Raw genomic sequence first — 21,048 nt, 5'->3', positions numbered from 1 at the left:
GACAGATTTGAAATTGCCCGTCAATGACAACCTCGGCCCAGATCCGCGATGAAATATCATTGCCAACGTATCAGCCTTCTGTCATCTGTCTGACAGCCTGACAAAAGATCGGGTCAATTCGAGAATGAAGGGAGAGTGATTATGCGAAGCAAAAAGGGGATGCTCAGCCTGGCCTGCTGTACGGCAGCCGTCGGAGCCCTGACGGGAGGCTTCGAAGCGCGCGCCGAGACGATCGCGAATGGAAGCACCGTGGCAAACGGCGACGAAATCGTCATCAGCGCCCGCCGCCGGAATGAAGCCCTTCAGGACGTACCGATTGCGGTTACGGTTCTGACATCCGAGGAGATTGCAAAATCGGGCATTCAGGGCATCGGCGACATCGCCAACCTCACACCGAACGTCAGCTTTGACAATGCGCTCAATCTCGGCACGAACTTCCTCACGATTCGCGGGCAAGGCCAAAGCCAGTACGCGCCGCCCCCGGCCGCGATCGTGGTGGACGGCGTGCTCACGATCTCGCCTCTCCAGTTCAACGTCGATGAATTCGATCTGCAGCAGGTCGAAGTCCTGAAAGGGCCGCAGGGAGCCATTTACGGGCGGAACGCAATCGCCGGCGCCGTCAACATCACGAGCCGCAAGCCGGGTGACACGTTCGAGACCCGAATGCTCGCAGGCTACGGTCGCGGCGAGGAGTGGCGCGCGAAAGCGAGCATAAGCGGTCCCGTTGTTCCCGGCTTGCTCTCCGTTCTCGCCGGCGTCTCGTTCACCGACCGGCGCGGCCAGGTAGAGAACGTCACGACCGGTGCTTATTCGGACAAGATGAAAGACCTGACGGGGCGGCTGCGCGCGATCGTTACGCCTGCCGACACGATCGAGGTGGACATCAAGTACACCTATTCCGATGCGAAGGGGCGTGATCCCGCATACATCACGAGCCGTTCGGGCGACCCTTCGGTAAGTTCGGATCCGCTCGATGCCAATCGCGAGGGCCGCAACCCGAGGACGCTTCACGACCTGTCGGGCAAACTCAGTGTCGAATCCGGTTTCGGCACGGCGACATTGACTCTGGCCTATGTGCATGTTTCGGAAAACGTCGAGGCCGACTTCGACTTTTCGCCGCTCGATATCTTCGCGGTCAAGCAGACGCAGAGCGAAAGCGGCTTCTCCCAGGAGCTCCGCTTCACGTCCACGGACGACGGGCCGCTCCGTTGGCTCATCGGCGGCTACCATGTGCGTTCGAAGCGGCGCATCGGCGCCGACATTTTCGTCGACCCGTTCTACTTCGGGCTGATGCCGGTGCCCACGCAGGCGGATTTCCTGATCAGCCAGAGCAACGACCTCAACCGCTACGAGACCTGGTCCGGCTTCGCGAATGTCGAATACGACATCCTCCCGAATCTGGAGGCCGCCGTCGCCGTCCGCTACGATGACGACGACCTCACCCAGCATCCGGGCACCGGAGGCACCCGCCGTGCCGGCTTTTCGAAGTGGCAGCCGAAGGGCACGCTGACTTTCAAGCCAACTGAGGCGTGGATGCTCTATTCCTCGGTAGGCAAGGGTTTCCGCAGCGGCGATTTCAATGCCAGCGGCTCGAGCTTCGGCAATCCGGTGATCGCGGCCGAAACTGCAATCAACTATGAAATCGGCACCAAGGCGCGCCTGCTGGGTGGGCGCGCCATCCTCGATGCCGCGATTTTCCGAACCGATCTAGACAACGGACAGTTCAAGCTGTTCGATGCCGTCGGCGCGACCAACGTCGGCATCAATATCGACAAGACACGCATCGAAGGTTTCGAGGTCGCGGGCGCCTTCCGACTGGTCGAGGGCTTCACGCTGAGCGCCAGCCTCGGCTACGCGGATCCGAAGATTCGCGGCTTCACCCCGCCGCCCGGCTTCGGCGGCTCCACGGCTGAGTATATCGGCAATCGCCCACCACGCATCTCGCGTTACACCGCCAACGTCGGCCTCGACATCGACATACCCGTTGCCGACGATCTGAACCTCTACGTGCGCCCGGAATTCCGCCACACGAGTGGGTTCTACTGGGATCTGGAAAACGATTACCGCCGTCCGTCAGCGAACCTCGTCAACCTGCGCGCCGGGGTACGAGAGGCGGATGGTCGCTGGACTGTCACCGGTTGGGTGAAGAACGCGCTGTCGGAGAAAGTGACAGGAGAATACCAGCCTTTCACCACCTCCGGCCATCCGCTCGGAATCGACGTCTACTATCCTGCCGTCGGTGCAACCTATGGAATCGAACTGACCTACAGCTTCTGATTATACCGGATGCCCGACTGGCGGTCGGGCATCCGCTTGTTGCCGATCAGCGGGCAAGGACTTCGCGGAGGCGTGCGGCGACAGCGCCTGCATGGGTGGTGATCGCCATATGTCCGGCCTCGATCGTGCTGACCTCCCACCCTTCGGCATCAGCTTCCGCCGCGGTTGTCTCGAAGAACGGGAAGCCTGTAAAACGCACATAGTCGCGGCGGCATTGCACGGGACCATCATACTGCGCCGCGTCGGTGAATCCTCTCAGCGGCATGGGGCGCAGGCGTTCCACGACCTTCTGCGCTTCCGCCGTTTCGGGAAGACCCAGAAATGCCGAATTCGGCGGCTGAATGTATCCGGCTGCCTCCTCGGTGATCAGCGGTGCAAACACATCACGAAGCTCCGGGTGCTTGGCGAAAAGCGATTGCCGACGCTGGAGCGTAAAGCCGTCGAGAATGATAAGGTGGCTGACAAGATCGGGCCTGGCAGCGGCGACTTCGGCAGCCACCACCGCTCCATAGCTGTGTCCGACAAGGGCGATATTCTCACTGTCCAGAAACGTCAGCGTCTCCAGAATATCAACCGTATGTTCGGCAAGGCCGGTGTTTGCCGTGCCCAAATGCGTACGTTCGGCAAGCCCCGTCAGTGTGGGAGCGTGGGACTCGAAGCCGAACTTCCGGAGCTCGGCCCGCAGCGGACGCCAACACCATCCGCCCAGCCAGGCGCCGTGAATCAAGACGATGAAAGGTGAGCTCATAGGCAAAGACTAAACGAACTGAGCTTGGGCCTCAATATCTGTCTGACAGATTTTTTTGCTCATCGGCTTTGTACCGGTTAAGCTCTTCCGTTAGCGCCGACATGCACGAACCCGCTCGCGCGGGATTGTCGCGTGGGGTGGCATAGCGTGATATTTAGGGACTTTGGGCGGAGATAGGTCGTCCACCGAACATGGAGTTCCTTCAACAATGAGGAGCCAACCAAGTCTACATCTGCCACGTATGGCGCGGGCCTTCCTGTGTCCGAGGTCGCGCATCTCAACGTCGACGATATCGACAGCGAGCGCATGCTGCTTCGTGTTGAACAGGGCAAAGGTGCGCGGGACCGCAACGCGATGCTCTCGCCGCATCTGCTGGCGCTGTTGCGGGTGTGGGGGCGCGAGGGCAGACCCGCGGTCTGGAGTTTCAGGTCATATTGGTTCGACCAGAACCAGGGGATCGCATGACAGGTGCGCATCGTCGCCGACGATGCCCTTGCCGACAACATTTGCCTGATCATTAGCATTCTGCACCGGTTCGAGCCGGATCGTCGCATCCTCGGCAAAGTCATTCACATGCGCGGCGCTGCCGCCGATTGCATAGATGTCGGGCAGGCTGGTCTTGCAGAGCCGGTCGATGAGGACGCCATTTCCGCCCTCGGCGCCCGCCGCGATCAGCCGTTCAACCGCAGGCAGGATGCCGATGCCGACGATCACGAGATCGGCGGCGATCAACTCCCCGTCGGTAAGCCGGACTCCGGTCACGCGATCGACGCCTTCGATCGCATGGACACAGACGCCAAGGCGCAGATCGACGCCATGTTCGCGATGCTGCCTTCGCACTTTTGCGTCCGCAGCATCACCGCCACCTGCGCGCCGCCGTGACCGGCCCCGACGATTAACACGTCGAATGTCACAGATCGCGTGTTCACCCTGCCCTCACCAATGCACCATCGGCAACCCGGGTACCGGACTTATGAAGCTGGGAATATTCGTGCTGCGCAGTCCGCCCAGATAGACGGTGGAAAGGCCGGGGCCGCCGAACGTGACACTGGCGAGCCAGGGGCAGATCGTGCCGGACGCCCCCATCAGTACATCGAAGGACACGGCATTGCCGGTTGCAAAGGCCGCCTCGAAAGCGGCCGTGCCTTGGGGATTTCCATCGTTCATCAATTCTATCATGTCCCCTTCGGGCGTGATCGCGACGAGCCGGTCTGCGAAGATCATCGTTGCCCAAAGATTGCCGAAGGAATCGAAGGCGATGCCATCTATCACCCCGTCGCCGAGCGAAGACGGACCATAAACCTCCCTATCTGTCAGCGAGCCGTCGGGCTGCACGCGGAGCCGCGAGACGCGCTTCCCTGTCGTCTCGGCAACATAGAGCCACTCTTCTTTCGCATCGAGGCGGATCTCATTGGTGAAATGGAAGCCGTCGGCGACGACGCGCGCGCCCTTGTCGTCCATGAGCAAGATCGAACCGTCGGCAAGATCCTTGCGGATCGCATCGCTCCACGGGTTGACCATCGTCGAAATGGTCACCCAGATGCGGTTCTTGCTGTCGCGAAGGACAAAATTGACCTTGCCCAGCGGCTGGCCATCGATGCTGTCGAGAATGACCCGCGTTTCGCCTTCGCGGGTCATTCGCTCGAGGCGATCGGTGCCGAAGTTCGAGATCAAGATATCGCCATCAGCCGTAAAAGCGAGGCCGTTGGGCAGCGTCCCCGCCAGCAAGCTGTCCGCCGCATCGGCGGTAAGGTCGAAATGCGGATCGGGAGCCTGGGCGATCAGGCGCTGCGTTTCGTCAGGCGCAATGCGCATCACACCGCCCCGCGCGTCCGCACTCCATAAGGTGCCGTCGCGCTCTGCAAGAATGCACTCGGGCCGCTGGAGAGCGCGTCCGGTATAGCGGATCTGCTGCGGATCGACGCGGAAGTCGCGCAGCGGGTTCGGCCCCGCCGAATGCTTGATGATCGTCATGTTGCCGCCATCTTTGCAAAGCGATCGGCGAGCCAGTCGCCGATAAAATTTTGCACCGGCTCCATATTGTCGGCCCCACAATGCTCGATACCCCCCTCATCGGGGCCAAAAATCTTCAATTCGCGGTCCGGGCTGTTGACCGCCTGATCGTATGACATTTCGGCGTATCTGACGGGGATCTGGCGGTCGTTGCCGCCGTGGGTCACCAGGAAAGGCACGCGGATATTGTCGAGGTGTCCGTTGAGATTGACCTTGTCCATCAGCGCCATGAATGCGTCCATGTCCTTCTGGCCCCAAACCCACATTACATGGTCCCAATAGTGCGGGACGGGCATGTCGCCTTCGCGCGCTAGCCGCGCCTTCTGGTGGCCGCCCCAGTCGTGATTACCGCCCCACACCGCGCCGATCGCAAAGCGCGGCTCATAGGCCAAGGCGCGCGGCGCGTAATAGCCGCCCATCGACCAACCCATCATTCCGATCCGCCGGGGGTCGATGTCGGCGCGGGTCAGGAGATAGTCGACCGCCAAGCTTGCCCAATGTTCGGTGTCGTACCGCGCGTGCAGCCCATTCAGGCGCAGCGCTTCGCCCACGCCGGGCTGGTCGAGCACGAGCGTCGAGATTCCGCGTTTCGCAAAACGGTCGCGAAGCGTGAGCAGCACCATCTCCTTGGTACTGTCGAGACCGTTGCTAAAGACCATGCAGGGGCGCGGCCCCGTGCCCTCTCCTGGAACGAACACCGCAGACAATCGACTGTCGGCATAGGGAAATTCAACCCGCACAGCGCCAAGGTCACTCGTGGCGTAGAAGCGATCCATCGTATCGAGCATGGTGCGATACATTGCCTTGCGAGGCTCATAGTCACGCGCCTGCATCCGCTCGGCGGTAATATAATAGGCGGCCGCCCGCGCATATTTCTCCGCCGCGCTCGCGGCGTGTCCTGCCTCGTCGTCGCGCGCCGCATTGCCGCGGACGCGGTCGGCGAGCGCGCCCCACGCGGCAAAAAAGGCTTCGGTCCCTTTGTCCTCGCCTTCGCGCGAGACCGCGCGCACGAGATCGTTGGCTGGGTCGATCTCACCCATCACGCCGCCCATGTTGAGGCAGATGTTCACGGACAGATTCCAGACGTAATTTCCGGGAAATGGCTCATACATTGTCATGATCCTCGAAAATGGCGACCGCGCGCGTCCAACCCGCACTCGCCGCACGGATTTTCATCGGGAAGCAAGCGATCGAAAAGCCAGTAGGCGGCAGCGCTTCGAGATTGTGGAGCTTCTCGAGATGGCAATATCCGATATCCCTTCCCGCCTTATGCCCCTCCCAGATGAGGCCGGCGTCGCCGGATTCGAGATATTTCTCGCGCGTGTGGACGAAGGGCGCATCCCAGCTCCAGCCGTCGGTGCCGGTCAGCCGGACGCCGCGCTCGAGCAGACACATCGTCGCCGCATATCCCATGCCACAGCCAGCCGTGACATAATCGTCCTGCCCATAGCGCTTGCCCGCCGCCGTGTTTATCACGACGATTTCCAATGGGCTAAGCTCATGGCCAATCGCGCCCAGCGCCTGCTCGACATCCTCCGCAGTCACAATATAGCCGTCGGGAAAATGTCTGAAGTCGAGTTTGACGCCGGGCTGGAAGCACCAGTCGAGCGGCACCTCGTCAATTGTCCACGCCCGCTCGCCCCCGTCCATGGTCGACGCGAAATGATAGGGCGCGTCGAGGTGCGTGCCATTGTGGGTGATGAGCTCGACCTTCTCGATCGCCCAAGCCTCACCGTCGGGCAAATCGCCCGCCTGCAATCCGGGAAAGAAGGCGGCGAGATCCGGAACCGATGCGCGGTGATCGATGTACTGGATCTTCGGCCGAAAGACCTCGGGGTCCGAGACGATCTCATTCTCCAGGCAGATCGACAGGTCGACGATCCGGCGCGCCATGGTCAGAACTCCACCCGGTCGCCGCCCTTGAGCCCCAGGATTTCGCGCGCTTCGGCGGGCGTTGCCACCTCATGGCCCATTTCGCCAAGGATGCGCACCGCCTTCTCGACCTGTTCGGCATTGGAAGCCGCGAGAACGCCGCGCTCGATGAAGAGACTGTCCTCGAGCCCGACCCGCACATGCCCGCCCATCAGCGCGGCCTGCGTCAGGAACGGCATCTGGTGCCGCCCGGCGGCGAGGACCGACCAGTTATAGCTGCCTCGGCCGAACAGCCGGTCGGCGGTTTCCTTCATATATTGAAGATTTTCGAGATCGGCGCCGATACCGCCGAGCACACCGAAGATCATTTGCACAAAGGACGGAGGCTTCACCAATCCACGGTCGACAAAATGCGCTAGATTATAGAGGTGACCGATGTCGTAGCATTCATGCTCGAACTTGGTGTCCGCCTCCGACATCGTCGTGAGGATCGTCTCGATATCCCGGAACGTGTTGCGGAAGATATAGTCGTCCGACCCGACGATATAATCCTTCTCCCACCCATATTTCCAGTCAGTGATGCGCTTCGCCGCCGGGAAAAATGCGAAGTTAATCGACCCCATGTTCAGCGAACAGAGTTCGGGCTTGAAGCGAGCCGCCGCGGCGAGCCGTTCCGCCACCGGCATGATGGCCGAACCTCCCGTCGTGATGTTGATCACCGCGTCTGTGCGTTGACGGATCACCGGCAGGAAGCGCGCATAGACATCGGGTTCGCCTGTCGGACGCCCATCCTCGGGAATGCGGGCGTGCAGATGCAGGATCGAAGCCCCCGCGTTGGCCGCCGCAATCGATTGCTCGGCGATCGCCTCGGGCGTGATCGGCAACGCATCCGACATCGTCGGGGTGTGCGCGGATCCCGTGATTGCGCAGCTGATGATGACCTTTCTCACCGGCAATGCTCCTTATGGCAGAATGTCGACATCAATATTCCTCCAGCAGCGCGAGGCTCGCTTCGTAGAGACTTTCGCCAGGCCGGGCGGCCGGATTGGCGATGCCCTGCCAACTTTCCATCTCCCACGCACCGATCTGGATCGACGTATCCACGACGAACTTCGCCCGCGCGAAACGGCGCGCCATGAACTCCTCGAGCAGGATTTCGACGGAGCGCTCGCCCTTCAGCAGCGTTGCGAGCAGGACCGCGTCCTCGATCGCCATCGCCGCACCCTGCGCAAGATGCGGGGTCGAGGCATGCGCCGCATCGCCGATGATGACGATGCGTCCTTTGAACCAAGGGGCCGGGAGCAGCTGCACCTCCATCGGCTTGTAGACCACGCCTGCATTCTCCGTGATCTGGGACGCGAGCTCGGCAATGAAACCCGTGAAGCCTTCGAGCCGCGCGCGCATCATTTCCGCCAGCTGGTCCTCGGGCATGCGCGGATTGCCCGGTTCGGCCGTGACGAGGAACATGTACATGAGGTCGTCGCGAAGCGGCGTCAGCCCGACCTTCGACTTTGGTCCTTCGTGAATCTCGCCCCACTCGACATGGCGCGGCCGTGGAAAATTGTAGCGCCACACGCTCTGGCCGGTGAAGCGATGCCCTGGCGCCTCGGGAAACAGGCGGCGGCGCATGTCTGAATAGGAGCCGTCTGCCGCAATCACCAGATCGTAGAACTCTGAGGTTCCATCGCTGAATTTGAGATCGACACCGCCGCCATCCTGATCGATTTCCGTCACGCGCGTTCCGAGCCGGATCGCGACCCCTTCGGCATAGGCGGCTTCCCCAAGCGCGCGCTGCAGTTCGCGGCGGCCAATTCCGTTGTTGGGCGGAAAACCGGGCGCGGCTTTTGTGCTGTTCGGCGCGTCCATGAGATGGCGGCCGTGGGCATCGTGAATCCGCCAGCCCGGAAATGCCGCGCCGAGTTCACAGCAGCGCCGGGCGACCCCGATCGCGTCGAGCGCGCGGAGGACGTTATTCGGCTGGATGATGCCGACGCCATAGACGCTGAACTCGGGCTGGATTTCGACGAGGTCGACCGCGATCCCTGCCTGTCGCAGCGCGATGCCCGCGGTGAGGCCGCCGATCCCGCCGCCGACGACGAGCGCTTTGCCGATCGCCGCCATCAGCGGCTGTCCGTCATGGTTTCTGAAAGCGGCGCCTCGGTTGTGAAATAGTTGATCCGCCAAGGCGTTGGGTCGCGGAGAAAATCGGGCAGATTGTGGACCCAATGGCCATAAGCGAAAAGCGGCGCGGGCCACTGGCGCGGTATCCAAGCATCATCGACGCAGTCGCCATCGGCCCCATATTCGGCCTCACCGCCTGCGGGACAGGGCAGATAGTAGAAGAGCGCGGAATCGATGCGGTGGCGTCCGAGCCCCAGATGCGACGGCGCCCAGCCCTTGCGCTCCATGTGGTTCGCGCCGGTCATGATTTCGTCAACGTCGTCGACCGCGAAATTGGCGTGATGGAAGCGGAACTGCCCGTCCATCCCGGGCAGATGCGCATTGGCGTTGAGCAGCAGCATCGTGTGATGGCCGGTGCAGCCACCGGCGCGAAGATAACGACCGAAGCCGACCTGTTCGTCGCTCAGGCGAAAGCCGAGGCGCTCGCGGAGGAAAGCCGTCCCGCGCTCGAAATCGGGGATCGCGTGGACGACATGATTGATTGCTTTCGGGTAGGCGCGCTCGCGCCAGCGCCGAGGCGCATTCATCCGCTGGATGTTCCCCGGACAATTGGACGGCAACGTCGCGGCGAAGACCGGGCGCTTTGCGAAGACGCGGAGGCCCATCGCCAGGCCGAAATCGGTCTCGAACTCCACGGTCCCATCGTCGGCACGGCGAAGCGGACAATCGCGAGTCAAATCGGCAGCAAGCGCGTCGACGTCCTCCTGTCGCTCGAGCCCCCAGACGATCCGGCGGACGCCGGCGCCGATCATCGTCGTAGCGGTGAGCGCGGGATCATCCTGGTGCAGGATCAGGACCGTCGATCCGTCGGGCAGGCGAAACTGCACCGAAGCATCGCTCCGTCGTTCGGCATGAAGCCCGAAATCGGAAAAGAAGCGGGCCGCTTCCCCGACGTCCTCGACACCATAGATCAGCGAAGCGATGCCGTTGATCCAGATGTCGGGCTTAGCCCCTTCATTGGCGTTGACCATCATGACGCTCCAGCAACCGGGTAATCAGAAATCGAAAGCGACCGTGACGCCGTAGGTCCGCGGCGGCTTCACAAATCCGATGACCGGCGACCCGACCAGCGTGGTCGCGACCTGTCCCGCCGAGCGGATCGTCTTGTTGCCGATATTGCGGATGAAGCCCGTAACCCTGAGGCCGTCCTCGGACTTGTAGGTGATATAGGCATTCTGCAAATTATAAGCCGGCTGCGACACCTCGTCGCGATTGAACGGGGTGAAATAGACGCGGTCCGACCAATAGCTCTCTCCGCGGACCGTGAGCGAGCCGTTCGGGAGCTCGAACATATATTCGGCCGAGAGGTCGATTGTATAATCGGGCGCTTGCGGCAGTGCATTGCCAGCGAGGTTGAATGCGGGGATGCCATTGCCGTCGACGGTCGTGCCGTCGCCCGCGGGACGCGCCTGGTCAGCGGTAACGTAGCTCTTGAACCGCGCGTGAAGGTAGCTCGCGTTCAAGCCCACCGTAAAGTTGCGAACCGGCTCGAGCGTGAACTCGCCTTCAAGGCCGTAGATTTCGGCGGTGGCGGCATTTTCGAGCACGAGGAGCTGGCCGCGCACTTGGCCGACCTGAAGGTCGGAATAATCGTAATAGAAGCCCGACAGATTGGCGCGGAGCGCCCCGTCGAGGAGCGTCGACTTCAGGCCGATCTCGTAGGCGTCGACCTTCTCGGGATCGAGGGCGGGCCCGGCAGCCCCGAGGTTGAACGTTCCCGCCTTGAAGCCCTTCGAGAAGGACGCATAGATCAAAGTCCGTGGTCCGAGATCGAAGTCGAGGCCGACCTTCGGCGTGAAGGAATTGAACGACTTCGCTTCTTCATGGACCGGGAAGCGCGGCAGATTATCGGGCGAGTAGAGACGATCGAAATCGAAATCTGACTGGTCGGCGACCCTCTTGCGCTCCCAGCTGTAGCGTGCACCGAGCGTCAGGCGCAGCGTATCGGTCAGGCTGAACGTGTCCTGCGCGAAGGCGGCCGCGGCTTCGGTCTTGAGGCGCCCGCCCGCAAAATAGCCCTGCACGAAGAGATCGGGTCCGCCGACGGCGAGCAGGTTGAAGGGCGCCGCCAGAAAACCGTCTATCTTTTCATTGAGATAGAAGACGCCGATCACCAGCTTGTTGCGGTCAGTATCCCAGTTGAGCTGGAACTCCTGCGTATATTGATCGGACTCTTCGGCGTTAGTGAGCGGGAAGATGTCGAGCCCCAGCGGGTCGATGTCGGTTCGGTTGACATATTGGCTCCGCCGATAGGTGATCAACGAACGCAGCGACACCTCGTCGCTCACCTCATAGTTGATGTCGGCGCGGACACCCCAGAATTCGGCGTCGGACTTGGGATCGCGCGCGCTCGCAATGTCGCGCGGACTTGCCGGTGCGGTACCGCCGAGAAGCAGCGATGTCGGCGTAACCGGGTCGCCCGCCGCAGTCAGGCCCGCAGGCCCGAAGTAGCGGTAGCTGTTCGACCGGTCATCCGACCGGTAATAATCGGCACCAACGAGAATGCTGAGGCGATCGCTCGGCTCGAAAAGAATCTGGCCGCGGATCGCCTGCGAATGCTTGGTGTCGATATCGGTACCGGAGACGATATTCGTCCCATAGCCCGAATGATTCTGAATCTGTCCCGACAGACGCACCGCGACGGTGTCGCTGAGCCCGCCCGATATATAGGCCTCAGCGTTGATCGTGTCGTAATTGCCGCCAGTCAGCGAGACCCCGCCCTTCAAGTCGAAGGTCGGCTTGCGGGTCAGGATGTTGACCGAACCACCGGTCGCATTGCGGCCATAAAGCGTGCCTTGCGGACCGCGCAGTACTTCGACACGCTCGATATCATAGAAGGAGGCGAGCGCGGCCGCCGAGCGCGAGAAGAAGACGCCGTCCTGGTTGAAAGCGACGCTGCTCTCAGCGCCCGCCGAAATATTGTCGACACCGATCCCGCGCAGCGTCAGACGCGCCTGGCCGACCTGCTCGGACACGTTGAGCCCCGGAACGGCCGAGCTGATCGCGGACAAATCGCTCGACGCCCTTGTCGCCAGCGCATCACCGCCAATGGCAGACACCGCAATCGGAATTTTCTGGAGGGATTCAGCGCGGCGCTGCGCGGTGACGACGATCTCTCCCTGCAGCGCGGCTTCGTCGGCTGTCGGTGTTTCAACAGCCCCGCCATCCTGCGCCAATGCGGGCGAAGCAAGTCCAATGGCCAATGCGATGGTGGCAACCCCGCAAAAACGTTCGTGTATGGTCATGACCCTCTCCCCAGTTCTTCTGTTCTGGGACGTGGGGTAGGAGCGCCAGGGGCGAGCGACAAATCACTTTGGTCATTGATTACCACAAATGAGATTTGTAGTAGGGTGCCACTCGCTCGGGTGCGCGTGATATTTGATTTCCCTCGGCCAGCTATGCGCGACCGTAACGCGATCGAATCGGGATGAGTGATGAATTTTTCGCACTTCGACCTTAACCTGCTCAAGGCGCTCGACGTCCTTCTCGAGGAGAAGAATGTTACGCGCGCCGGCGAACGGCTGTTTATCACGCAGCAAGCGGCGAGCAGCGCGCTCAATCGGCTCCGGTCGCATTTCGACGACGAACTGCTGGTACGTGTTGGCCGCAAGCTTGAGCTGACCCCGCTTGCACGCTCGCTGGCCGTGCCGGTCCACGAGGCGCTTTACGCCGCGCGAATGGCGATCGAGACACGCCCCGATTTCGATCCGCTCCGCGAGGTACGCGAGTTCTCGGTAGCGATGAGCGACTATTCGATCGCGATCTTCCTGCCGCGGATCATCCGCAAGCTTGCTGTCGCGGCGCCCGGTTTTCGCGTGAATGTGCGCCCCTTCAACAAGGAAAGCTTCAATCTCATCGACAGCGGGCGCATCGACTATTGCATCACCGCGAACGACTGGCGCCTCTACGGCGAACGCCGCTCGTCGAGCGACATCCAGTCTCGAATATTGTTTACCGACGATTTCGTGTGCGTCGCCGATAAGGACCTACTACCCGGCCGGGAGAGTCTCGACTTGGAGACCTACGTCGGGCTTGCGCACAATTCGGTCTTCTTCGGCGAAGGCATAGCCACCCTGGTCGAGCGCGCGTGGAAGCAGGCCGACCTCGACATCGACGTGGTGCTGACCGTTCCGACATTCTCCGCTCTGATCACCGTGCTACCCGGAACGCGGATGATTGCGACGACGCAGCGGAAGCTCGCGAATGCCCTCGCCCCGCCACTCGGACTGCAGATTCTCGAATGCCCGCTGGGCATGCCGCCGCTCGAGCAGAATATCTTCTGGCACAGGCGCAGCGCTAATGATCCGGCGAACAAATTCTTCGTGCAATCGATCGTCGAGGCGGGCGCGACGATGTAACCGGAGGCGGCAAACAAGCCGTCGGCTGCTTGCTAAAGGAAGATTCCCAGGTTCGGCGTCTGGAGGATCGTCTCGGCTAGAATGATCGTCCGGCGCACCAGCCGGCAGCCATCGCTCTCGACGCGAATGAGATCGGAGCGGCGCGCTGGAATCCACTCATAGGCGCGGTCGAGCGCACGTTGGCGGTAAAGTGTGAGCGCGCTGTGCACCCGGAATACCTTCGCGTCGTCGGTCGGCTCGATGAAGATCGAGCTGACGTTGCGCACGGTGCGCGATGGCGGATCCTCGGCCCAGTTTTCCGCCGTGCCATGCCGCTCGATCCGCTTCTGGATCATCGCGAGATCGTCGCGAACGCGGAAGCTGCCCGGCGGAAATTCATCGTCTGCGCCGCCCTTCGCGACGATCCGCATCGGGATTTCATAGATGATCGCGGGATCAAGCAGCGCCGCCCAATCCGCGAGCCGGTTCTGGTCGAGGAGCAGCGCTTCGTAACCGAGGAACTGGCGGATCGCGTGCTCGGTCGCGGGTGCGATCGACGGCGGGGTAATGCTCATGCACGATCCCCTTTCATCTCGTTGATCCAGTGCCGGTAGAACGCGCGCTGGCTCGGCTCTCCCGGTCCCGGACGATAGGCCTCGCCCGGTCCGTCCCAGCTGTCGTCCCGCGTCTGCTGGCCGACACCTTCCATGCCCATTTGCATGTTGAACGCAGCGCCGGCCTTGCGCGCCCAGACGCTGCGCGCTGCCTCGGGCGCGCCTTCCCACACCACAGTGTCGTCCTGCTCGAAGATGCCTGCGGAACTGAACCCGTACTGGCCAGCGGCATAGCTCGCCTGCGCCTGCGCCTCGTCCATGAAGTTCCACTTGAGCTGCCAGCTCCAGAGCTCCATCTCGCCGGGCCCTGACGGCTGCCACTGTCGCCACGACGTATAGACGACGGGGGGCTGCCCGGGCGACGGCGGACCGAAAAAACGGATGAAGCTGAGGTTAGGGAAGATCGTACCGACGATCGGCGGATTCTTCTTCACCACCTCCTGCAGCAGCGGGTCGAGCCGCTCCAGGTCGAACTGGCTGAGCACGTCGGGCGGATAATACCAGACATGCCCGGCCTCGCCGAACATCGTATCAAAATCATGCCCCAGGAAGCTGTGCCCGCCGCCGAGCACATAATGGGTCGAATGATCGTTGAGGACGTCGAAGCCCTGCGCGAGATCGATCGTCTGGACCGACCCGTGCGCGACGCTGACATGATAGATGTCGCCGCCGAAATTCTCCGCGCCCGTCTTCCAGTCACCGCGCACCTTGTAGCGGTCGGGCGGCCCCATTGCGCTCATGCCGTCGGGGTGGAGATCCATCAGCCCCTTCATCATCCACGCGGCTGGACCGAGATACTCCAGTAGCGTTGGTGCATCGGGGGCGAGCGACGCGAAAATCATGCCGTAGATGCTATCGACGTGCGGTGCCTTCAGCAGTCCCCATTCCTTGGTGTCGAGCCCTTTATAGGCTTTGTTCTTGTCTGGCGCGCCGATCCAGTCGCCGTTATTCTTGAAAACCCAGCCATGATAGGGACAACGAAAATGGCTCTGGTTGCCGACATCGGTCTGGCAGAGCTTGGTGCCACGGTGACGGCAGAAATTTGCGAGGACATGGATTTCGCCCTTGCCGTCGCGCGTCACGATGACGGAATCGCGGCCGATCTTGCGCTGCATGAAATCGCCGGGGTCGGGAATTTCGGACTCGAAGCCGATGAACACCCAGCTCTTGGCAAAGATGCGTTCCATCTCGAGATCGAAGATGTCCGCGTCGGCAAAAATTTCGACCGGTACGAGGCCATTCGCGATCTGCGCGTCGACGCGGTCGAGGAGCACGCCGACATTCTGGCGGGGAGCGGGGCGGCTGGGCGCTGCATGTAATACCATGATGGCCTCCTCAGCCTGCCGAGATAATGGGGCGGTTGGCGAGCCCCTGGTCGGCCATGATGATCTCGCCCGTCAGGACGCGCTGCCCCGGGTCCCCAAGAAGGGCATAGGCTGGGCCATATTCATACCCGCTCGGCAGATGGTCGAGCAAAGTGACCTTTCGGATCATGCCCATGAACATGTCCTTGGGGATGTCGTTCTGACTTTCCCCGTCGAGGCCAAGTGCCCCCGGGCCGCGGAGATCGCTGTTGGCGATCCCGCACGGCGAGACCGCATTGACGCGAATGTCGGGCGCGAACTCGAAGGCGAGCTGGCGCACGACGCCGAGCACTGCATGTTTCGAGGCTGTGTAGAGCAGTCCGCCCCCGTCCGCACAATAGGAGGCGTTCGACGATGCCGTCAGGACGATCGATCCCTGCCGCTTCGCCAGTTCTTCCCGGAACAGCGTCGCCGACAGTATATAGCCAAGGACATTGATGCTCATGACCTCGGCAAACGCGTCGGAGAGCTTGTCGACCGGCAACTCGGATATCGGGCGATTGCCGTCGAAAATGCCCTGTGCACCTACGAGGCAATCGACCCCGCCGAACTTCGCGACAGTGGCATCGCGAAACGCGGTCAGCGCGGCGACATCGCGGACATCGCCCTGCATCGCGAGAATCTCGTCACCAAAGGCGTTGCGGAGCGCATCCACCTTTTCCGCCGAGATATCGAACAGCGCAAGCTTTGCGCCCTGCTCGCGGAAATATTGCGCTAGCCCGAGACCGAGGCCGGAGCCTCCGCCGGTCAGCGCGATCACAGAGCCCGATAAGCCAGCCATTCTGCATTCCTCTCCCGTATTTCTTGTTATGGTCAGCAATAGGAGGGAGCTGCGAACCGAACAAATCACTTCGGTGATTGTCTATCACAAATCGCATTTGTGGCTGATTAGGTCCATGTTTGACCATTTCCTGACTGTCGACCTTGCCAGCCATGGTCGCCGCCAGATGAGGCAAGCACACGTGGCTGCGGCCGTGTAGATCGGGCGAGCCTGCAACGGCAGATCAGGGGCACGCGCTCTTAAGGCAGGATACGCAATTCCCCCTCGCCCGCCTCACGGCCCATGCAGAAGGGCTATAGGCATTTCAGGCGCCAGGCTTCCCGATGGCGGGGCTCGCGAGCAGGCGCCTATATCCACCGGCCGTCATGCGCTGCGCGTCATGCGCAAGCCTCCGCAGTCGGCTCTTCATAAAATCAGACCTACTGTTCCAGGCGGCCCTGACGGTTGCACAGCCGAAAACCAATTCGCCCGCTTCCCTCAGGCTCGCCCCCGCCGCGCGGGCATCAAGCACAGCCAGCATGGCCGCGACGCGCGCTGCACCTCTCACCGGAGGCCAAAGGGCGGATCTGCGCCTCTCAAGCATCATCTTGCATCGCCGGAGCGCAAGCGACTGGGGTCCGATCGTTCCAAGATCGACAGTGAACCTGAGACCCGTCATGCCCAGGTCCAGGGCATGACCGGAAAGATCGATGGCCACCCGCCGGCCTTCGCTCAGAAACACGACATGCGCCTGCCCCGGCTTCTGCAGGACGGAGGTCCGAAGCGGAAGTTTCGAAATGTCGATCCTGAAGCCGCCCCCCGCCTCGTGCGGCTCGGCTGCCAGCACGAACGGATCGCACTCGGCTGTCCAGAACAACCGGGCATCGGCCGCCGGGGTTTCAGGGTGCTCGGCGAAAGTGCAGCCCCCAGACACGCGCCGCGGCGTCGGAGGCTTCCGGGGTGAGGATGGTCAGCGCATGGGGACCGCGCGCTGCCGGGGCGACCCGCGCCGCCGGAACCGAGGCCCTGTATGCCGGATTGCGCCGAAGAAACTCCCAGGCCAGCGCCGACGTATCGAACGGCGCGATATGGAATTCGGTATTCATGGTCACCTCGCGGAAGGCGTGTGCATGGGCGCCCTGCGCGTGCACGTTTGTTGCAATTCCGTTTCGAAAGGCAGCAATGGACCGATGATTGGCGCCGGCAAATCCCCTTGGCAGAGGATCGACGACACTGTCGTCAATGACGGCCGCTCGGGGGAGAACTCAAAAAAGTCGATGATTCGCGTTTTGGAGGTCAGATCATTGTGATAGTCTGACAAGACAAGGCAGCGTCACTTCAAGACGCTCGAACCGGACCCGATGGTCGCGCTGTAAACAACCGGGAGTGTTCGAAATGATGTCTGCTTTTGATTTTGGCGCGTTTGTACGGCGCTTTTCTTCCGTTGCAAGCGAGGGCGATCTTTTTTCTATCCTTGACGACCTGACACGTGAGCTTGGCTTCAAACAGTTCGCGCTCGGCCACAATATCGATCTGTCGCGACCGCCTACCGATGCGATCCGCCTGACGAGCTACAATCCGGAGTGGGTCGAACGCGTTGCCGAACAGAACTACCTGCCGGACGATCCGATCCATGCCGCGAGCATGCGCCGCGTCGCGGGGTTTCTCTGGCATGACGCCATCGCCTCGCTTGTGCTCACCGAGCGCCAGGATCGCATTCTGAAGGAGGCCGCGACTTATGGGCTGCGCGCGGGCGTCTCCATTCCCGTCCATGTCCCCGGCGAATACTATGGCGGCTGCTCCTTCGGCGCGGCCGCGCTCGACGATCTGCGGCCGAACGCGCTCTACCTTGCACAGCTGGGTGGCCTCCTTGCCTTTGAGTCGGCGCGTATGCTGATGCTGAAACGCGATGGCCGCTCGCCGCCGCCCCCACCCTATCTTACGCCGCGCATGCACGAAGCTTTGATCTGGGTGGGGCGCTCGAAGACCGACAGCGAGATCGCAACGGTGATGCACGTCTCGCGCGCAACCGCCCACGAACATGTCGAAAGGCTGCGCCGCGCCTACGGCAACGCGCAGCGCACCCAGCTCATCGTGCGCGCGCTTTTCAATGGTCAGGTGACCTTCGCCGACCTGCTTCGCCGCTGAAGGCAACCCCCTACCTGGAGGGTATGGCGTCGGTGCGTTCCATGCAAAGCCCCTGCCGATCAGCAGGAGACTTTGCATGGGACTATCCCATCAAACGCAAGCCTCCGGGACGCAGCAGGCGAAAATCGCCGCGCGGGAAACCGCGCTGCTCCTTGAGCACGGCTATTGCGTGATACCGGGCGCGATGACACCGGATGCGGTTGCCGCGTTGTCCGATGACCTCGCGGACGCGTTCGCGCGGACGCCCCGATCGAGTGGCGCATTCTACGGCTCTGGATCCAAGCGTTTCCACGGCCTTCTCCGGCGCAGCCCGAAAGTCGCAGCCTTTGTCGCGCACCCCGTCATCCTCGAAATGGCCGAGGTCGTGCTCGGCGCCCACTGCGATCATATCCAGCTCAACCTCACGCAGGCGATCGAACTCCTCCCCGGCGCGGAGATGCAGCCCCCTCACCGCGACGAGGAGATGTGGCCGCTGCGCCAGGCGGGCGCCGAATATCTGATCAACGTCATGTGGCCGTTCACGCCGTACACCGGGCAGAACGGTGCAACGATCGTCTGGCCGGGCAGCCACAGGCGCGACGGCGATGACAGCGAGCGGCAACCAATCGCGGTGGAGATGGTGCCCGGCGACGCGCTCGTCTTCCTCGGCTCGACGCTGCACGCAGGCGGCGCGAACATGTCGGAGCTCTCGCGCCGCGGGATGATCGTCAGCTACTGCCTCGGCTGGCTCAAGCCCTACGAGCTCCCGTGGCTCGCCTACCCTCCCATCGTCGCGAACGATTTCCCCCGCGATGTAGCCGCGCTCACCGGGTACCGCGCGCACCGGCCCAACCTCGGCACCTTCGAGGGCCGCTGTCCTTCGACGTTGCTGGCAGGCCCGCAGGGCGCCATCGACGCGCTGTTGCCGGCGCAGGAGGACGCGATCAGGCACTTCCGCGCGGAAACCGCGGGCGGCGCTTCGTCGTGAGCCGCGCGCGTCCAGTCTCGGTGACGACGACGGCATGATCGCAAGGACCGTTACGGATCCTGCCGCAGTGCGCCGGCATATGATGTGCCGGTTCCTGATCGCGGAGCAGCGCACCGTGAACGCAGAAATCAACCTTAAGACGCCCTACAGCCCCGAGTGGGCGATGCTGCTTGATCTTTATGAGGCAGAGCACGCAGGCGCGATCGTCAGCCTGTCGGCGCTCTGGGCGGTCACCGATATCCCGACGACAAATGCCTTCCGCAGAACTCAGCGCCTGCTCGCGCGCGGGATCATTGAGCGCCGCCGCGACCGCCGCGACCGTCGGCGCACGGACGTCGGTTTGTCCGATTCGACGCGCTCGTCCATGAATGCGGTCATGGACCGGCTCGTTCAAAGGCTTCCCACGCGCGAAGCCGATGCTCCCGATGTTGCATAAATCGCATTCAATGATTATAATGCAGTCATTGACTAATGGAGACGCGCTATGGCCGTCATGACCATCCGCAACATCGATGAGACGATAAAGGCACGGCTTCGCGTACGCGCGGCCATGCATGGCCGCTCGATGGAGGACGAAGCCCGCGATATCCTGCGCTCCGCGCTGTCGAGCGAACTGCCGCCGACGCGTGACCTCGCGCGCAGCATCAGCAAGCGGTTCAAGGCGCTCGGCGGCGTGGACCTGCCGGAGGTTAAGCGCGACGCGGCCCGGGAGCCGACACACTTCGAATGATCGTCCTCGACACGAACGTGATTTCCGAACTGATGCGTGCCGAGCCGCATCCGACCGTCGTCACCTGGCTCGGCCGGCATCCGAACACGAGTCTGTTCACGACAACATTGACGCAGGCGGAAATATTCTACGGGTTACGCCTGCTTGCCGATGGCAAACGCCGCACCGCGCTGATGGAAGCCGCCGACTACCTCTTCGAAACCGACATGGCGGGCCGCGTGCTTCCATTCGACACGGACTCGGCGCACTTCTTCGCTCTCATCGCTGCGGAGAGACGCGCTGCCGGTCGCCCCGTCAGCCAGATCGACTGCCAGATCGCGGCCATTGCGCGCTCACGTGGCGCAGCACTCGCAACGCGCAACGTTCGCGATTTCGAAGGCTGCGGCATCACGGTCCATGATCCGTGGGAGGAATGATACCGCGCAAGCTCAGCGCCTCCAGCTTCGGTCACGCCCGCTCCAGATTGCTCGAACCGAAGCCGCCATTCGCCAAGAGACGCCAGTAGCATCCTGAATGACTGGGCTGGCGGACGATCCGGAAAGTCTGCTTTCGGACAAGGGAAGCGTAAAGTGGACGTTCGGGTAATTGGATCCTGGCGATAGCTTCGCGCCCAAAAAATCGGTCAATCGGCGCCAAGCCAACTCGGTTCACTTCAGGCGTCCCAACGATTGGACAACGGGATGCCGCTGTCGGCGCAAACATGAACAACTCCACTCCGGACCCAAAAATGCGCGAATGAACCAGCTGTCTGTCGAACCGATGGATTTATGGTTGCTCGCCGGAGCCAATCCCAGCGGACCCGCCAACAGGGGCGATGTTTCTGCATCAGCGACAACTGAATGATCTCGGTACGATCTGCAGGGCAGCGGAAGTACGCCCATTTCACGTAACCCTTCCCACCCACCACGTAGATGATCCCATCGAGGATTTCGTCATCGACGGGATGTTCATCGACGAGACGAACGAGAAAGTCGGGCCTGCGGATAAGGCCGAGGAATATGAGCAAGCGCCGGATTAGCTCGATGGTGGCCTGCATG

Annotated in this window: 21 protein-coding genes and 2 pseudogenes; 8 read left to right on the top strand and 15 right to left on the bottom strand. The window is 62.1% G+C overall.

The window, feature by feature from the left end; translation table 11 throughout:
- Nucleotides 1-141: 141 nt before the first annotated feature.
- Nucleotides 142-2,277 carry a TonB-dependent receptor gene (locus tag H2052_RS12060; RefSeq protein WP_293781958.1) on the top strand — a complete coding sequence of 712 codons (2,136 nt, stop codon included), beginning with the start codon at nt 142-144 and terminating at the stop codon, nt 2,275-2,277.
- Nucleotides 2,278-2,323: 46 nt separating this feature from the next.
- Here the strand turns inward: H2052_RS12060 and H2052_RS12055 are convergent, their stop codons facing one another.
- Nucleotides 2,324-3,025: an alpha/beta hydrolase gene (locus tag H2052_RS12055; RefSeq protein ID WP_293781956.1), complete on the bottom strand. Its 702-nt coding sequence runs from the start codon at nt 3,023-3,025 to the stop codon at nt 2,324-2,326.
- A 240-nt stretch (nt 3,026-3,265) separates the two neighbouring features.
- Between H2052_RS12055 and H2052_RS12050 the strand changes: the two are divergent.
- Nucleotides 3,266-3,433: pseudogene (locus H2052_RS12050) on the top strand (tyrosine-type recombinase/integrase); the annotation flags it as partial.
- Here H2052_RS12050 and H2052_RS12045 read toward each other — a convergent pair.
- From H2052_RS12045 to H2052_RS12010, 8 genes and pseudogenes are all read right to left on the bottom strand, one after another.
- Nucleotides 3,430-3,856: pseudogene (locus H2052_RS12045) on the bottom strand (FAD-dependent oxidoreductase); the annotation flags it as partial. The pseudogenes H2052_RS12050 and H2052_RS12045 overlap by 4 nt on opposite strands.
- A 105-nt stretch (nt 3,857-3,961) precedes the next feature.
- Nucleotides 3,962-4,999, bottom strand: coding sequence for an SMP-30/gluconolactonase/LRE family protein (locus tag H2052_RS12040; RefSeq protein WP_293781954.1), 1,038 nt, complete (start codon nt 4,997-4,999; stop codon nt 3,962-3,964).
- Nucleotides 4,996-6,108: a prolyl oligopeptidase family serine peptidase gene (locus tag H2052_RS12035; RefSeq protein ID WP_293781952.1), complete on the bottom strand. Its 1,113-nt coding sequence runs from the start codon at nt 6,106-6,108 to the stop codon at nt 4,996-4,998. The genes H2052_RS12040 and H2052_RS12035 overlap by 4 nt, the downstream gene beginning before the upstream one ends.
- A gap of 34 nt (nt 6,109-6,142) precedes the next feature.
- Nucleotides 6,143-6,931 (bottom strand): cyclase family protein, encoded by a 789-nt coding sequence (locus H2052_RS12030; RefSeq protein WP_293781950.1) that lies wholly within the window; start codon nt 6,929-6,931, stop codon nt 6,143-6,145.
- A gap of 2 nt (nt 6,932-6,933) precedes the next feature.
- Nucleotides 6,934-7,860, bottom strand: coding sequence for a 3-keto-5-aminohexanoate cleavage protein (locus tag H2052_RS12025; protein ID WP_293781948.1), 927 nt, complete (start codon nt 7,858-7,860; stop codon nt 6,934-6,936).
- Nucleotides 7,861-7,891: 31 nt separating this feature from the next.
- A complete protein-coding gene (locus H2052_RS12020) occupies nt 7,892-9,031 on the bottom strand; it encodes an FAD-dependent monooxygenase (RefSeq protein ID WP_293781946.1) in 1,140 nt (379 codons plus the stop codon).
- Complete coding sequence (locus tag H2052_RS12015; protein ID WP_293781944.1) at nt 9,031-10,062, bottom strand: VOC family protein; 1,032 nt, start codon at nt 10,060-10,062, stop codon at nt 9,031-9,033. The genes H2052_RS12020 and H2052_RS12015 overlap by 1 nt, the downstream gene beginning before the upstream one ends.
- 24 nt (nt 10,063-10,086) lie before the next feature.
- Nucleotides 10,087-12,336, bottom strand: coding sequence for a TonB-dependent receptor (locus H2052_RS12010; RefSeq protein WP_293781942.1), 2,250 nt, complete (start codon nt 12,334-12,336; stop codon nt 10,087-10,089).
- Nucleotides 12,337-12,525: 189 nt separating this feature from the next.
- Between H2052_RS12010 and H2052_RS12005 the strand changes: the two genes are divergently transcribed.
- The gene (locus H2052_RS12005; RefSeq protein ID WP_293781940.1) at nt 12,526-13,449 is read left to right on the top strand and encodes a LysR family transcriptional regulator; all 924 of its coding nucleotides are present in this window, start codon (nt 12,526-12,528) and stop codon (nt 13,447-13,449) included.
- Nucleotides 13,450-13,481: 32 nt separating this feature from the next.
- On the opposite strand, the gene H2052_RS12000 is transcribed toward H2052_RS12005, so the two are convergent.
- From H2052_RS12000 to H2052_RS11980, 5 genes are all read right to left on the bottom strand, one after another.
- Complete coding sequence (locus H2052_RS12000; RefSeq protein WP_293781938.1) at nt 13,482-14,003, bottom strand: aromatic-ring-hydroxylating dioxygenase subunit beta; 522 nt, start codon at nt 14,001-14,003, stop codon at nt 13,482-13,484.
- Nucleotides 14,000-15,367 carry a Rieske 2Fe-2S domain-containing protein gene (locus H2052_RS11995; RefSeq protein ID WP_293781936.1) on the bottom strand — a complete coding sequence of 456 codons (1,368 nt, stop codon included), beginning with the start codon at nt 15,365-15,367 and terminating at the stop codon, nt 14,000-14,002. The genes H2052_RS12000 and H2052_RS11995 overlap by 4 nt, the downstream gene beginning before the upstream one ends.
- A 10-nt stretch (nt 15,368-15,377) precedes the next feature.
- Nucleotides 15,378-16,187, bottom strand: a complete 810-nt coding sequence (locus H2052_RS11990; RefSeq protein ID WP_293781934.1) for an SDR family oxidoreductase — start codon at nt 16,185-16,187, stop codon at nt 15,378-15,380.
- Between the two features lie 304 nt (nt 16,188-16,491).
- Nucleotides 16,492-17,043, bottom strand: a complete 552-nt coding sequence (locus tag H2052_RS11985; protein ID WP_293781932.1) for a DUF2285 domain-containing protein — start codon at nt 17,041-17,043, stop codon at nt 16,492-16,494.
- Nucleotides 17,044-17,065: 22 nt separating this feature from the next.
- Nucleotides 17,066-17,272, bottom strand: a complete 207-nt coding sequence (locus H2052_RS11980; RefSeq protein ID WP_293781930.1) for a DUF6499 domain-containing protein — start codon at nt 17,270-17,272, stop codon at nt 17,066-17,068.
- 289 nt (nt 17,273-17,561) lie between these two features.
- Here H2052_RS11980 and H2052_RS11975 point away from each other — a divergent pair, with 289 nt between their 5' ends.
- The 5 genes from H2052_RS11975 to H2052_RS11955 all read left to right on the top strand — a co-directional run bounded on the left by H2052_RS11975 (nt 17,562) and on the right by H2052_RS11955 (nt 20,427).
- Nucleotides 17,562-18,314 carry an autoinducer binding domain-containing protein gene (locus tag H2052_RS11975; RefSeq protein WP_293781928.1) on the top strand — a complete coding sequence of 251 codons (753 nt, stop codon included), beginning with the start codon at nt 17,562-17,564 and terminating at the stop codon, nt 18,312-18,314.
- A 76-nt stretch (nt 18,315-18,390) separates the two neighbouring features.
- Nucleotides 18,391-19,281, top strand: a complete 891-nt coding sequence (locus H2052_RS11970) for a phytanoyl-CoA dioxygenase family protein (protein WP_293781926.1) — start codon at nt 18,391-18,393, stop codon at nt 19,279-19,281.
- Between the two features lie 34 nt (nt 19,282-19,315).
- The gene (locus tag H2052_RS11965) at nt 19,316-19,717 is read left to right on the top strand and encodes a MarR family transcriptional regulator (protein ID WP_293781924.1); all 402 of its coding nucleotides are present in this window, start codon (nt 19,316-19,318) and stop codon (nt 19,715-19,717) included.
- A 48-nt stretch (nt 19,718-19,765) separates the two neighbouring features.
- A complete protein-coding gene (locus H2052_RS11960) occupies nt 19,766-20,011 on the top strand; it encodes a hypothetical protein (RefSeq protein ID WP_293781922.1) in 246 nt (81 codons plus the stop codon).
- On the top strand, nt 20,008-20,427 hold the full coding sequence (locus tag H2052_RS11955) for a type II toxin-antitoxin system VapC family toxin (RefSeq protein ID WP_293781920.1): 420 nt from the start codon (nt 20,008-20,010) through the stop codon (nt 20,425-20,427). The genes H2052_RS11960 and H2052_RS11955 overlap by 4 nt, the downstream gene beginning before the upstream one ends.
- A 236-nt stretch (nt 20,428-20,663) precedes the next feature.
- Here H2052_RS11955 and H2052_RS11950 read toward each other — a convergent pair whose 3' ends face one another.
- On the bottom strand, nt 20,664-21,047 hold the full coding sequence (locus H2052_RS11950) for a DUF6527 family protein (protein ID WP_293781918.1): 384 nt from the start codon (nt 21,045-21,047) through the stop codon (nt 20,664-20,666).
- Nucleotide 21,048 lies beyond the last annotated feature (1 nt).

This window comes from Sphingosinicella sp., assembly GCF_013911755.1.
Lineage (GTDB): Bacteria > Pseudomonadota > Alphaproteobacteria > Sphingomonadales > Sphingomonadaceae > Sphingosinicella.
Note: the sequence above shows the minus strand (reverse complement) of the source record. Positions and strands in the feature narration are given on the sequence as shown.

Coding starts and splice junctions, on each gene's coding strand:
- H2052_RS11975 (WP_293781928.1), top strand. CDS start 17,562: ATGATGTCTGCTTTTGATTTTGGCGCGTTTGTACGGCGCTTTTCTTCC.
- H2052_RS12020 (WP_293781946.1), bottom strand. CDS start 9,031: ATGGCGGCGATCGGCAAAGCGCTCGTCGTCGGCGGCGGGATCGGCGGC.
- H2052_RS12060 (WP_293781958.1), top strand. CDS start 142: ATGCGAAGCAAAAAGGGGATGCTCAGCCTGGCCTGCTGTACGGCAGCC.
- H2052_RS12010 (WP_293781942.1), bottom strand. CDS start 12,336: ATGACCATACACGAACGTTTTTGCGGGGTTGCCACCATCGCATTGGCC.
- H2052_RS11980 (WP_293781930.1), bottom strand. CDS start 17,272: ATGAATACCGAATTCCATATCGCGCCGTTCGATACGTCGGCGCTGGCC.
- H2052_RS11960 (WP_293781922.1), top strand. CDS start 19,766: ATGGCCGTCATGACCATCCGCAACATCGATGAGACGATAAAGGCACGG.
- H2052_RS12040 (WP_293781954.1), bottom strand. CDS start 4,999: ATGACGATCATCAAGCATTCGGCGGGGCCGAACCCGCTGCGCGACTTC.
- H2052_RS12005 (WP_293781940.1), top strand. CDS start 12,526: ATGAATTTTTCGCACTTCGACCTTAACCTGCTCAAGGCGCTCGACGTC.
- H2052_RS11950 (WP_293781918.1), bottom strand. CDS start 21,047: ATGCAGGCCACCATCGAGCTAATCCGGCGCTTGCTCATATTCCTCGGC.
- H2052_RS11965 (WP_293781924.1), top strand. CDS start 19,316: ATGATCGCAAGGACCGTTACGGATCCTGCCGCAGTGCGCCGGCATATG.
- H2052_RS11990 (WP_293781934.1), bottom strand. CDS start 16,187: ATGGCTGGCTTATCGGGCTCTGTGATCGCGCTGACCGGCGGAGGCTCC.
- H2052_RS12055 (WP_293781956.1), bottom strand. CDS start 3,025: ATGAGCTCACCTTTCATCGTCTTGATTCACGGCGCCTGGCTGGGCGGA.
- H2052_RS11955 (WP_293781920.1), top strand. CDS start 20,008: ATGATCGTCCTCGACACGAACGTGATTTCCGAACTGATGCGTGCCGAG.
- H2052_RS11995 (WP_293781936.1), bottom strand. CDS start 15,367: ATGGTATTACATGCAGCGCCCAGCCGCCCCGCTCCCCGCCAGAATGTC.
- H2052_RS12000 (WP_293781938.1), bottom strand. CDS start 14,003: ATGAGCATTACCCCGCCGTCGATCGCACCCGCGACCGAGCACGCGATC.
- H2052_RS11970 (WP_293781926.1), top strand. CDS start 18,391: ATGGGACTATCCCATCAAACGCAAGCCTCCGGGACGCAGCAGGCGAAA.
- H2052_RS12015 (WP_293781944.1), bottom strand. CDS start 10,062: ATGGTCAACGCCAATGAAGGGGCTAAGCCCGACATCTGGATCAACGGC.
- H2052_RS12030 (WP_293781950.1), bottom strand. CDS start 6,931: ATGGCGCGCCGGATCGTCGACCTGTCGATCTGCCTGGAGAATGAGATC.